We start from the raw sequence: 13,466 nt of genomic DNA, 5'->3' as shown, positions 1-13,466 counted from the left end.
GCAGAGAATTTGCAGAGCTTACAAAAGAGTGGGAATAGAAGATGAATCAGATTACAATGCCTGTATTGCCCCAGATGAACGAGTTGTGGCAAAAAACGCTGAATTGGCAGCCGGATGAGTCGCAGCAGCAACAATTTCAGCGGCTTTATGAGTTAATTGTCGAGGGAAATCGCTCCTTGAATTTAACTCGAATTACTGAGCCGATGGAGTTTTGGGAAAAACATTTGTGGGATTCTCTGCGGGGAATTGCGAGACTGCTGCCAGCTAATCATAATTCGGCGGAAAATCCCGGATTAGGCGCCGAGTCGGTGCAGAAAGCGATCGATATCGGGACAGGTGGGGGTTTTCCGGGTCTGCCGATCGCGATCGCCCTGCCGCATTTATCAGTTACTTTGCTCGATTCTACGCGCAAAAAAATTACTTTTTTGGAAACAGTTGTGCCGTCTTTAGGGATAGAAAATGCTGCAACTTTGTTGGGGAGAGCCGATGAAATTGCCAGAGCGCCACAGCACAAACAAGCTTATGATTTAGCCGTTCTCCGAGCAGTGGGAGCAGCTCCTCTCTGCGCTAAATGCGCGCTGCCTCTGCTGAAAAATGGCGGTTTGGCTGTACTTTACCGTGGAAATTGGACGGTGGAGGAAGAAACGGAGTTACAAAGGGCGATCGAGCATTTGGGCGGTAAAGTTGAGTCAGTCGAAGCATTCACAACGCCGACGAGTCAGGGGGCGCGGCACTGCGTTTACTTGCGGAAAGTTGTACAGCAGTTCGAGCGTCCCGTGCGCTAGCTAAAGCCGTTTTTCAATACTAACTATGCTTGCCAATAAGATTGCACTTGTGACAGGTAGCTCGAAAGGAATTGGTGCTGGCATCGCCCTTGAATTAGCAAAATCTGGTGCAGATATTTGTGTCAACTATTGCGATTCTCCAACATCTGCGCGAGAAATAGTCAACCAGATTCACTCTCTCGGCCGTCGCGCTATCGCGATTCAAGCAGATGTCTCACAGCGCGACCAAGTGGAAAGGATGGTCGATAGGTGCGAGCAAGAACTCGGTCAAATCGATATTCTAGTAACAAATGCGATCGCCAGCGTCCGAAACACCTTGCTGGAAACTAAATTTGAGGATTTACAGCGGACACTAGAAATAGGGGTGTACGGTGTGTTTCACGTATGTCAAATAGTCGCCCGCCGTATGGTGGAAAGGAAGGCCAAAGGCTCGATTATTCATATCTCATCCCCGCACGCTCATTTTCCGTATAAGGGTGCGATTGACTACAACACCACCAAAGCAGCCTGTCATCACCTCGTTCTTTCGATGGCGAACGAACTGATGTGGCACAAAATTCGGGTCAACATCCTAGAGCCTGGGTGGACTGATACTCCGGGTGAGCGACGCTGGTATAGCGACGAATTGCTTGAGTCGTTCAGCAACCAAATGCCTCTTGGTCGGATGGGCTTCCCGGAAGACTTAGGCAAAGCAGCAGTTTTCCTGGCATCTGATGCAGCTAGCTACATCGCGGGTAGCGTGTTAAAGGTAGATGGTGGGTTGTACATTGAGGGCAGCCCGAGTTTGACCTCAGAATCTCAAGATAAGTAGGTAGGCGGCATTAAACGAACCATCTAACAGTATGGAAACATTGCTCAGTCAGCCACGCTTAAGGCTCAGGATATTTTACAATCGTTTACTTACTTAATTGCGTTTTATAGCGCCTACCTACTTAAAACCGAGTTTGTTGTTGGGCTGTTTGCGCTCGATCGCAACAACAAACTTTGTGGAACTAGGCGCTCGCCTTTTCGTAGCGCTTGTTAATTTCCGCCCAATTAACAACATTCCACCAAGCTTTTAAGTAGTCGGCGCGCAAATTTTGGTATTTGAGATAATAAGCGTGTTCCCAAACATCGTTACCCATAATTGGATAATTTCCCTCCATGAAAGGCGTGTCTTGATTTGCCGTAGTTGTAATCTCAAGTTTGCCAGCTTTATTGCGGACTAGCCAAACCCAACCGCTGCCAAAACGCTTGGCGCCGGCATCGTTAAATTTTGCTTTAAAATCGTCAACACTGCCGAAAGTTTGCTTAATTGCTGTTGCAATTGCCCCTGTGGGTTCGCCGCCACCGTTGGGACCCATGATTTCCCAAAACATACTGTGATTTAGGTGTCCGCCGCCATTGTTACGCACGGTTGTGCGAATATCTTCCGGCACTTTGCTCAAATCTCGCAGCATATTTTCCGCAGTGATATTTTTTAGTTGCGGGTATTTACTGACAGCATCGTTGAGGTTTTTAACGTAGGCGGCGTGGTGTTTGTCGTGGTGAAATTGCATTGTCCGCGCATCGATGTGCGGTTCTAAAGCATTGTATTCGTAGGGAAGAGGTGGCAGTGTAAAAGGCCCGGGGGTTTGGGCTATTTTTGGACTTTCTGCAACTGGACTTGCTTGCGATACATTATTTCCTGACGCTTGGCAAGCACCTGCGGTAATAGCTCCGACCGTGGCAGTCATCAAATACAAGAAATCTCGGCGTTTGAGAGTCATAAAAAGTACCTAAGTGAATTATTAACTGTTTTATCTCAGATTGAAGCAAAATGGGAGCGAGTTGAGAAAAAAAGTCCTATCGCCCGAATGGATGAGACGGATGGGCGATGGTTGTGATAGTTTCTCAAGTATAGGCTAATTGTATGCGCGTAACTAACTCACGTGCTCCGGTTCACTAACCCGGTTTCTGTCTCGAAACCGGGTTTTTTTGCGATTATTCTTGGGACAAGCGTTGGATGGCTTCGCCTCCAAACAGTCGATCGGCTGCTTGAAGAATACCGGGAATTTTAGCAGCGTGGGGACTGTGGGCTAGACAGCGGCGCAAGTCTAATTCATCGAGGCGATCGGCTTTTTGGCCTGGAAACCAGTGGCCCGCATTACCTAAAAGGTTGTAGCGCATCTTGCAATAGTCGATCGTATCGTAAGCCTGCGCCAAGTTCCACAGCCACAGAATCACATAAATATTAATACCTCCGGGAGTATTTTCTATAGTTGGTAAACCGACGTGCCAAGTCTTAAACCAATCTTCTCCTAATTTATCAATTGCTGCATTTTCTAATTTTTTTAATATCGGGGGCAAAATTTCATCGGCTCTATCTAACAATTCTACAGCTTTAAGATGCTCGTTAAAATCTTCAGGTTTTGCGGCGCCCAAACTCAAAGTGTGTACTTGCGGATGCGACAAACAAAACAAATCATTAAACACCATCGGACTCAACGGATAGCACAAGTCTACCAATTTTTGCGGCGGGCTATAAAGCTGACCGCCTTTGTCGGAAGGACTGATAATAAAAACGCCCATATCGTGACGTTTAGCAGCTTCAATAGCTGGCCAATTAATTTGATTGATGTAGTACCAGTGCAAGTTAAGATAATCAAATTGATTAGTTTCAATTGTTTTGACAATCACATCCGTCGGGCCGTGGGTTGAAAAACCAATAAACCGAACTTTGCCTTCTGCTTGCAACTTTCTCGCCACATCCATGCAGCCGCCCGGACGCATGGAATCCTCTAGCAATTCCCACGTATTAATGCCGTGTAGCGACAGTAAATCGACGTATTCCAGTTGCAAATAAGCTAAGGATTTCTCAAATTCTTCGCGAAACTCTTGGGAGTTCGGTTTGGGGCTAACTTTCGTTTGCACTATCAACTTTTCGCGGGGAAAATTCGGAAAAATCCACCCCAATTGCATCTCGGAAGTGCCGTAACCGCGAGCAGTTTCTATGTGATTGATGCCGCATTCAATCGAATAGCTAATCGTCGATTCTAGATTTTGTTGATTGTCTGAGGGAATTTCATTGGCTGGCACGTCTTGCCATTTGTACTGATATCTCATGCCACCGCAGGAAAAGACGGGCATGGATAATTCTGTGCGACCGAATCTGCGATATTGCATCATCATAATCAAAGTCAAAGCTATAGAAGAAAGAAGTTCGGCAACGGATTTTTTAACGGTGTAACGGATGTCAGTCCGATGTCCGTCGGAAGTTGGGCAACGGATTCGTTTTCTTCGGATGTAACGGATGTAACGGATGTCAGTCCGATGTCCGTCGGAAGAAGGAAGAAGGAATATGTAACAATCCCCAGGGTTTGACTGATTAAGAACTTCTTAATAGTCTTGGCTGTTGCTATAGGGTAAAAAACCTTGTTTTTTGTATTTTTGCGGGTTGTAACTCGCATATTGCCGCATTCTCCTGAACAGGCAAGATGCCTGTTCCACAAAGAGTTTTTGACCACCAGTGCGGCAGTTTTGACTATTTAGAAATCTCCCGTACTACGGGTTTTCCGTCTTGGATTTCGCCGACTAAAACCAAATCTGTACAGTCTACAAACAAACCATTTTCTAACACACCGGGAATGTTATTCAAGCTTTTTTCCATTTCTCCGGGGTTGGCAATGTCATCAAATTTGACATCAATTACCATATTACCTTGATCGGTAATTACTGGGCCTGCTTTTTTCACGCCCATGCGGAGTTCGGGTTTGCCACCCAATTTTTCAATGGCGCGCATCACTGGTGTTAATGCCATCGGTATAACTTCGATGGGCACGCGAAAAGTCGAACCCAATTTATCTACGATTTTGGAACTGTCCACTACTACAATAAACTGATTTGCGAGGTAATCGACTACTTTTTCGCGGGTGTGGGCCGCGCCGCCACCTTTAATTAAGTTGAGGTGGGGATCGACTTCATCAGCGCCATCAATAGCAACATCAATTCTATCAATTTCATCGAGTGTTGCCAGCGGTACTCCGTACTGTTTGGCTAACACTTCTGATTGAAAAGATGTCGGCACTCCCTTGATATCTTTAAGTTCACCTGATTTTATGCGATCGCCCAATGCTTGAATAGTATAAGCTGTAGTTGACCCAGTGCCGAGTCCGACAATCATACCAGATTTTACGCGATCGGCTGCAGCAAAGCCGACTTGCTGTTTCATCAATTTTACGGGATCTTGTTCTGTGGTCATGTTCGGTACTCCTTAATAGTTTTAAGATTATACCATTGAATGAAAATCGGATTTCTCGATACCTACACTTGGGATTACAATATTGAAACTCCTTACTGCAAACCTTTGGGGGGCACTCAGTCGGCTATTTGTTACCTAGCCGAGGCGTTGGCTGCACAGGGAAACGAGGTATTTTTGCTCAACAATACTTCCCAGTCGGGGATGTCGCGCGGCGTTGATTGCAGGCGCAGGGTGGGGGACAAATCTAATTTAGAATTGCTGCGATCGCTCGATTTTTTAGTTATAGTCAATATAGTCGGCAAAGCGCAGGAAGTTAAGCCGCTTTTGGGGCATCGAACTAAGTTAATTTTGTGGATTCATAACGAACCGGGCTTTGTATTCCTCCAAGATTTCAATAATCAGCGAGAAATCAATGCTTGCGATGCGTTTGTATTTGTCAGCGAGTGGCAACGCGAGCAATTTCATCGGCGCTTTGGGATTGACTCTAATCGCAGTTGTGTTTTAAGAAATGCGATCGCACCTTGTTTTGCTAACATTTTCGCCGATAATATTTCTATCCTCTCTCATAAATCTCGACCGCCCGTTCTAGCTTACACCAGCACTCCATTTCGCGGACTCGATATTTTGTTAAAAGTCTTTCCCGAAATTCGTCAAGCTGTCCCCGGAACCCGATTAAAAGTATTTTCAAGCATGAAAGTACACCAAATAGACGACAATGATAACAAGCTTTTTTTCGGTCAACTTTACCGCCAGTGCCAGGAAACAGAAGGCGTCGAGTACGTCGGTTCCGTACCGCAACCCGAACTCGTCCGGCAACTGCGTTCAGTCGCGGTTTTAGCTTACCCAAATACCTATTTGGAAACCTCATCTATTGCCGTGATGGAGGCGATGGCCAGCGGTTGCCGCATTGTGACGAGTGAATTGGCAGCTTTGCCGGAAACAACGGCTGGATTTGCCCGTCTAGTTTCCATGTCAGGGGTGAAAAATTTTGCATCGATAACTAATTGGAATCGGGCGGGCAACGCAGATTGGGAGGGATATACAAGGCGGTTTTTAGAGGCGATAGTCGGAGTTTTAAATGAGGGCACGGGTGCGGGCGGCGCAACTGCTGAAAATCATTTAAGACAGCAGGTAGAATATATAAATCGAGGGTGTACTTGGTCGGTGCGATCCCGAGAGTGGGTAGAATGGTTGAATATTATTAGTGTAAAACCTGTACGAGTGGCAGAGCAAATGATCGGGAATTCTTTAGTAGGTTTAGAGGCCGTGAGAGATTATTTTCAAAAGGGAAATTGGCGGAAAGATCAGGGTGATCTCGGTGGCGCCATCGAGAATTATCAAAAAGCTTTAGAGTTCAATCCCGAAGATGCGGAAGTTCATAAAAAGTTGGCGGAAGTTTATGTTTTGCAAGGAAAATTTGAAAAGGCGATCGCCTCTTGCCATGTCGCTCTTACATTTCAACCCAATTTTGCTCCTGCTTACTTAACAATAGGCAATGCTTTGCATAGTCAAGGCAAGCTGGAAATGGCAATTGAAGCTTACTTGCAAGCTTTAGAAATTCAGCCAGAATTTGCTGAAGCCAGCGCGAATCTCGGCAGTATGTATTACAAGTTAGGGCAATTGGAACAGGCGGCCAATTATTACCAGAAAGCTCTGGTAATTAATCCTCAATTGTGTTCGGTCAATATGATGCTGGGCAGCGTTTTGCAGCAGCAAGGAAAGTTAGATGCAGCAATTACTTGCTATCAAAAAGTGCTGCAATTGCAACCGGGAGATGCCAGCGCTGCTGAGAAACTATCGAGTTTGCTCGCAGAAAAACAGCGGGAAACTACCGACAGCAACTTTATCGAATTAGAAACAGAATCAGGCGAACAGCAACCAGTATCTGTCAACAAAGATGAAGGCTACGGCTTGCAGCCTTCGAGCATCAATTTGCCGCCAGCGCCAACCACGGAGACTTTAAATACTCCGTTTACAAACCCCGCCGAACTTTCCGATCAAGTTACCTCGCTCAATGTTCCAGATAGCGGACAAGTTGCCAATTTTCAAGAAGTAGAACCGTACAATAAACTCGCCGAAAACTTTTTAGTTCAAGGTAAAATTAAAGAGGCGATCGCAGCTTGTCAGCAAGCGCTAAAATTTCGACCGGATTTCATCTACGCTTACGTCACTTTAGGCAATGCCTTGCAAGCAGGAGGCAAAACTGAAGCTGCAATTCGATCGTATTCTCAAGCCCTAGAATTGCAGCCAAATTTTGCGGAAGTGCGCGCCAATATCGGCAGTATGTATTTCAAAATGGGGCGTTTGGAAGAAGCGATCGCCCATTACCAGCAAGCCATCGCCCTGAGTCCCGATTTAGCGGGAGCTCACTGGAATTTAGGGAAAGTATATCACCAACACGGCAACATCGAAGCAGCGATCGCCTGTTTTAAAAGAACATCCGAACTCAACCCGCAGCTAGTCGGTGCAGACTTCCACTTTAACTTAGGTAATCGACTTTTCAGCCAAGGAAAACGCGACGAAGCCATCGAAAGCTACGAAAAAGCGATCGCCATTAAACCGGATTGGGCCGAAGCTTACGGTAACATCGGCAGCGCGCGATCGCAACAAGGCAATCTCGACGCCGCCATCGCTTACTATCAGAAAGCTGTAGCTTTAAAGCCGCATTTAGAAGTTTTGCACTTCAATATAGCCAATTCTTTTTTACAGCAAAACAAGTACGAAGAAGCGATTACTAATTATCAAAACACTCTGAAAATTAAGCCCGACTGGCCGGAAGTTCACGCTAACCTCGGCAGTTGTTTTTCCATGCAGGGGCGGCTGGAAGAAGCTTTAGCCAGCTATCAGCAAGCTTTGACCTTAAAACCGAATTGGGCAGAGGTTTACTGCCGGATGGGACACATTCAGAAACAAGATAAGCCGTTGGAGGCGATCGCCAATTTTGAAAAGGCGATCGAATGCAACTCCAAATATAGCGAAGCCTACCAACAACTGTGCGACTTGCTAAGCCATTCTACCAACCTCGCCGGAGCCCGCAGCGTTGCCGACAAATACTGCGAAAACTGCGGCGAAAATGCCCCAGTCATGTCAGCTACAGCCTACGTCTTTTCCTACCTGCAATCAGGTGTCAGCAAACAGGCAATTCAGAAACTAGAAGAAATCGAAAACCTCTGCTACGAAAAGGTCGAAACCTTTAGCGTAATCGAACTAAAACTGCTCTACGAAATCTTCCTGTTTGCAGTTTCTCACCTGCGAGACAACCGCGAAAAGAATGCCAGTTTCTACAGACTTATTGCCAAAGAATATTACCAAAAAGCTGTCCCTAAGCGCCAGGACATTAACAGAATCAACCTAGCAAATTACCAAACAAAAGAACAGCGTCCTTTAAAAATCGGTTTCCTTTCCAAACACTTCCGCCGCCACTCAGTAGGCTGGTGCAGCGAAGCTTTAATTCGCGAATTAAGCCACATCACCCCCCACGTTCACCTTTACGTCACCGGGAAACTCCACCGAGATGAAGTTACGCAGCGGTTTGAAGACATGGCGGGCAAGTTTTACTGGCCTAAAAAATATCCAAACGGCTTTGCTGACGGCGGTGAAATCTTCGCCGAAGTAGTGCAAGACAACTTGGATGTTTTGATAGACTTAGACTCAATGACAGTGCCAACAAATGTCGAAGTGCTGTATCAATATCCTGCGGGAATTTGCGTTTCTTGGCTGGGATTCGACGCACCCTACATTTCAGATAATCACTACTTTCTGTGCGACGAACACACTCACCCCCCTGGTGTTGAAAAAAATTACTTAGAACAGTTAGTAAGATTGCCTGCTTGTTCGGTAGCAATTGGCGCACTGCAAAGCATTCCTGTGAATAGAGAGGCGATTAGAAATGCTCTGGGAATTGGCTTGGATCAAATGACTTATCTGTGCGTTGCGCCAGGTAGAAAAACCAATCCAGAAATGGTACGAGCTCAAGTTACAATTCTGAAGGAAGTACCAGATAGTGTCTTAATCCGCAAAGGTCAAGGCGACCCCGACGTTATTCACAGCACTTACCGCCAAGAATGCGAAATTCAGGGAGTAGATTTTGCTCGGATTAAGTTTATAGGTCAAACCCGAAGTGAGGAAGAACACCGGGCTATTTATTATGTAGCCGACGTGCTTTTAGATTCGTATCCTTACAACGGCGGGACTCATAATTTAGAGGCTTTGTGGGCGAATTTGCCAGTGGTAACTCGCTCCGGCGACCAATATCTTTCGCGCATGGGTTACGCTTTTCTGAAAAGTGCAAATCTTGATGTTGGTGCGGCGTGGAGTTGGGAGGAATACACGCAGTGGGGAGTTAAGTTTGGCCGTGATGCTGGTTTCAGAAATGCGGTGAAAGAGCATTTATTAAAATCTAAGCAGCCAGAACATCTCGCACCTTTGTGGAATCCTAAAAAGTTGGCTGAGGATATGTATCAGGTGTTTCAAAAACTGTTAGCTAAATAGGTGGGGCATTGGGGATTGGGCATTGGCATAGCAATCCCTCATCACTTGTGAACTCCTTTCTTACTCTCTTCTCTTCCTCTGTGCCCTCTGCGCCCTCTGCGGTTCAATAAAAAAAGAGAGTTCAGGTAGAGAAACGTGGTTTCTGAATATTTGTACGCTACTCACGGTAAAGTTTTGTAACAATATCCATGAAAATGCGTAAAAATTCCGCGCCGAGTCTGATAGATAAATAGCTGATTCATAGTACCGCGATCGCACTAACTTTATGCCAGTTAGTGCGATCGCTTTTTTATGGTGCGAGAATTACGCAAAAGTTAAAGATTGCGTAAGTTTTTTGACAGCAGGTACAAAAACGGTGACACTCATTAGTAAATTTGCTAGGCTTTGACATTATCAAACTCAGCAAAATCATCTACCTTTAGATATATCATGCCCAATATTACCCTCTACGACGCGATTACCAACCTTCCAGCCGGAACGCCTCGCGGCATAGGCACGCCCAGCGGCACTGGCCTTGCTTACGGACAGATACCCTTACCTTCGACAACTCCACCTTTTGTTCCTTCTCTGGCTACGGGTGCGTTTACGCCAAACTCGACGGGCATCAATACTGCCACCATCTACACTCCCAATAGCAGCGCTGGCTATGCGGGTTACAACAATTACAATCCACAATCGCTACTTACTCCGACACCAGCGATACTGCCACCTTTCACCGCCGCCACATTAGACCGCACCGCTGGTTATACGATATCTTTTAATGCAGCAATTCCCACAGAAACTAGCAACCCCAACCGCGCGGGTTTTAGCGTCACAGCTATTAGCAGCGACGGCTTAAACGGTTTAGAATTGGGTTTTAAAAACAATAAAATTTTTGGTCAGTCAGATACTTTTGTCGAAGCTGAAACGGCTACACTTCCGGCGGGATTCGATCTAACTTCAAATAACAATTATGTCTTAAAAGTACAAGGCAGCAATTATGAACTTTTTGTTAATAATTCCCCAACTGCAATCCTCACAGGACCACTGCGTCAAATCAAGTTTAACCCCGCTGCAAGTTCTCCTCCTTTAACTTTCAATCCTTACAGATTGCCGAGTTTCCTATTTTTTGGCGACAATACTGACCAGGGAAGCGCTACATTTCGTTTGGGCAGAATAGCTGTTAATGACTTGCCTGTTGCTACTCCAGACAATGCGATCGCAACTGTCGGGACTCCTAATATTAAAATTAATGTGCTGACAAACGATACTGGTGGCACAAAGGCGCTGAAAGTACAGAGTGTTACTCAACCAACAGGCGGCACTGTTACTGTTGATGACTGGATTTATGCAGGAGGATATTTTACGAATATCGGGGGGCAGCCACGCAACAGAATTGCCCGGTTGTATGGCAGTGACGGTACGGCAGATCCTACTTTTAATCCCAGTGTGGATAGTGCTGTCTGGGGGATCGCGATCGATGCGAACGGCAACGCAGTAGTAGGAGGAGATTTCACGAATATCGGGGGGCTGCCACGCAACAGAATTGCCCGGTTGAACAGTAGCAACGGCACGGCAGATCCTACTTTTAACCCCAATGCGAATGATAGAATCTACGCGATCGCGATCGATGCTAACAACAACCCAGTAGTAGGAGACTTTTTCACCAACATCGGCGGGCAGCCGCGCAACTATATTGCCCGGTTGAACAGCAGCAACGGCACAGCAGATCCTACTTTTAACCCCAATGCGAATAATTTTGTCTATGCGATCGCGATCGATGCTAGTGGCAACTCAGTAGTAGGCGGCCGATTCACCAATATCGGCGGGCAGCCGCGCAACAGAATTGCCCGGTTGAATAGTACCAACGGCACAGCAGATGCTACTTTTAACCCCAATGCCGATAGTTATGTCGAGGGCATCGCGATCGATGCTAACAACAACCTAGTTGCAGGTGGCAATTTCACCAATATCGGCGGGCAGCCGCGCAACTATATTGCCCGGTTGAACAGCAACGACGGCACGGCAGATGTTACTTTCAACCCCAATGCGGATAATGCTGTCTATGAGATCGCGATCGATGCTAACAACAACCCAGTAGTAGTCGGCCCATTCACCAATATCGGCGGGCAGCCGCGCAACTATATTGCCCGGTTGAACACCAGCACTGGGTTGGCAGATCCTACTTTTAACCCCAATGCGGATAATCTAGTCGTAGCGATCGCGATCGATGCTAACAACAACCCAGTAGTAGGCGGCCAATTCACCAATATCGGCGGGCAGCCGCGCAACTATATTGCCCGGTTGAACACCAGCACTGGGTTGGCAGATCCTGCTTTTAACCCCAATGCGGACAATACAGTCAGGGCGATCGCGATCGACCCCAAACGCAGCGTCGTCTATACTCCTAACCCCACTTTCAACGGCCTCGACACCTTCTCCTACACAACTACCGACGGTTACAGTACCTCAACAGCACAAGTCAGCGTCCTAGTCAACGATTCCCCAGTCTTAGACAATGCCGGCACGCCTAATTTAACCGCCATTAATATCAACGAAACCAACAACAGCGGCACATTAATATCAGCGATTATCGGCACTCAAATTACTGATCCCAACGACGCCATTTCCCCTCGTCCAAGAGGCATCGCCCTCACCAATTTAGATACGACCAATGGCAGTTGGCAGTATACCACAGACGGTACAACATGGAACAATATTACTACCATTCCTACGGCTACAACTGCACTGTTGTTAGCAGCCGACGCGACAACTCGCCTCCGCTTCGTTCCCAATACCGACTACACCGGAACAGTTACTGACGGCATTACCTTCAATGCTTGGGATAGAATCACCGGCACTAACGGCGGCACGGCAGATGTGACAGGGGATTTAGAAACTAATGGCGTTTCTAGTCCTTTTAGTACAGCCAGCGAAACAGCCAGCATTACAGTTAGTCCATTACCTGTTATTACTAATATCACATCCGATCAGGCAGATGGAACCTACGCGATCGGTGCAACAATTCCCATTACCCTCACGTTCAGTCAACCAGTTACTGTTACAGGTACGCCGCAGCTTACTTTAGCCACAGGCGGTACAGGTACTGTCATTAATTATGCCAGTGGCAGCGGCAGCAATACTCTGACATTTAATTACACAGTAACAGCCGGCAATAGCAGTCTCGACTTAGACTATACCTCGACAACTGCTTTATCTCTCAACGGCGGTACTATTAAGAATGCTACCAATGCTGATGCTGTCTTGACTTTGCCGAATCCGGGTGCAGCTAATTCCTTGGGTCAAAATAAGGCAATAGTAATTGATGGGATCGCCCCAACTGTCAATCCGACGACTATTGCTGATATTACGGTGGCGGGGGGAACCACTCAAGCTTTTACTGTTACTTTTAACGATAATAGTGCGATCGATGTTACAAATCTAGACAGTTCTGACTTTTTAATCAATTGGTCGGGCGGTGGTATTCCTGTTAACTTTGTCAGTGTTGATACTAATACTAATGGCTTGGCGCGGACAGCTACTTATTCATTTACTCCGCCTGGGGGAAGTTGGGATATTGCAGATAATAACCCAACTTACAGTATTAATCTGCAAGGTAATCAAGTTAAAGATACTGCTGGGAATCCTGTAGCTGCTACGAGTTTAGGAACTTTCAGCGTTAATATTACCGCGCCAACTCCAACTCCGACGCCCACTCCGACTCCGATTCCGACTCCGATTCCAACGGAAACTCCGACTCCAACGCCCACTCCCACGGAAACTCCGACTCCGACTCCGACTCCGACTCCAACGGAAACGCCGACTCCGACTCCAACGGGAACCCCGACTCCGACTCCAACGGGAACCCCGACTCCGACTCCAACGGGAACCCCGACTCCGACTCCAACGGGAACCCCGACTCCGACTCCAACGGGAACCCCGACTCCGACTCCAACGGGAACCCCGACTCCGACTCCAACGGGAACCCCGAC

7 protein-coding genes are annotated in these 13,466 nt (G+C 46.8%); 4 read left to right on the top strand and 3 right to left on the bottom strand.

Features of this window, described 5'->3' with window-relative positions:
- Nucleotides 1-41: 41 nt before the first annotated feature.
- Together rsmG and QUA25_RS13010 are read left to right on the top strand one after the other, a co-directional pair.
- A complete protein-coding gene (rsmG, locus tag QUA25_RS13015; RefSeq protein ID WP_333038348.1) occupies nucleotides 42-785 on the top strand; it encodes a 16S rRNA (guanine(527)-N(7))-methyltransferase RsmG in 744 nt (247 codons plus the stop codon).
- A gap of 25 nt (nucleotides 786-810) precedes the next feature.
- Nucleotides 811-1,596: an SDR family oxidoreductase gene (locus tag QUA25_RS13010; protein ID WP_333038346.1), complete on the top strand. Its 786-nt coding sequence runs from the start codon at nucleotides 811-813 to the stop codon at nucleotides 1,594-1,596.
- 181 nt (nucleotides 1,597-1,777) lie between these two features.
- On the opposite strand, the gene QUA25_RS13005 is transcribed toward QUA25_RS13010, so the two are convergent.
- From QUA25_RS13005 to rpiA, 3 genes are all read right to left on the bottom strand, one after another.
- Nucleotides 1,778-2,533 carry a Fe-Mn family superoxide dismutase gene (locus QUA25_RS13005; protein WP_333038343.1) on the bottom strand — a complete coding sequence of 252 codons (756 nt, stop codon included), beginning with the start codon at nucleotides 2,531-2,533 and terminating at the stop codon, nucleotides 1,778-1,780.
- Between the two features lie 214 nt (nucleotides 2,534-2,747).
- Nucleotides 2,748-3,932, bottom strand: a complete 1,185-nt coding sequence (locus QUA25_RS13000) for an aldo/keto reductase (RefSeq protein WP_445242202.1) — start codon at nucleotides 3,930-3,932, stop codon at nucleotides 2,748-2,750.
- A 355-nt stretch (nucleotides 3,933-4,287) separates the two neighbouring features.
- The gene (gene rpiA, locus QUA25_RS12995) at nucleotides 4,288-5,004 is read right to left on the bottom strand and encodes a ribose-5-phosphate isomerase RpiA (protein WP_333038340.1); all 717 of its coding nucleotides are present in this window, start codon (nucleotides 5,002-5,004) and stop codon (nucleotides 4,288-4,290) included.
- A 39-nt stretch (nucleotides 5,005-5,043) separates the two neighbouring features.
- On the opposite strand from rpiA, the gene QUA25_RS12990 reads away from it, so the two are divergent.
- Both QUA25_RS12990 and QUA25_RS12985 read left to right on the top strand, forming a co-directional pair.
- The gene (locus tag QUA25_RS12990; protein ID WP_333038338.1) at nucleotides 5,044-9,495 is read left to right on the top strand and encodes a tetratricopeptide repeat protein; all 4,452 of its coding nucleotides are present in this window, start codon (nucleotides 5,044-5,046) and stop codon (nucleotides 9,493-9,495) included.
- A gap of 429 nt (nucleotides 9,496-9,924) precedes the next feature.
- A partial coding sequence (locus QUA25_RS12985; protein WP_333038336.1) for a choice-of-anchor Y domain-containing protein occupies nucleotides 9,925-13,466 on the top strand: 3,542 nt, incomplete at its 3' end.

This window comes from Microcoleus sp. Pol17C6, assembly GCF_036701145.1.
In the GTDB taxonomy this organism is placed as follows: Bacteria; Cyanobacteriota; Cyanobacteriia; order Cyanobacteriales; family Microcoleaceae; genus Microcoleus.
Note: the sequence above shows the minus strand (reverse complement) of the source record. Positions and strands in the feature narration are given on the sequence as shown.

Bases quoted from the DNA above. Each gene is read 5' to 3' on its own strand.
- rsmG (WP_333038348.1), top strand. From the start codon at position 42: ATGAATCAGATTACAATGCCTGTATTGCCCCAGATGAACGAGTTGTGG.
- QUA25_RS13010 (WP_333038346.1), top strand. From the start codon at position 811: ATGCTTGCCAATAAGATTGCACTTGTGACAGGTAGCTCGAAAGGAATT.
- QUA25_RS13005 (WP_333038343.1), bottom strand. From the start codon at position 2,533: ATGACTCTCAAACGCCGAGATTTCTTGTATTTGATGACTGCCACGGTC.
- QUA25_RS13000 (WP_445242202.1), bottom strand. From the start codon at position 3,932: ATGATGCAATATCGCAGATTCGGTCGCACAGAATTATCCATGCCCGTC.
- rpiA (WP_333038340.1), bottom strand. From the start codon at position 5,004: ATGACCACAGAACAAGATCCCGTAAAATTGATGAAACAGCAAGTCGGC.
- QUA25_RS12990 (WP_333038338.1), top strand. From the start codon at position 5,044: ATGAAAATCGGATTTCTCGATACCTACACTTGGGATTACAATATTGAA.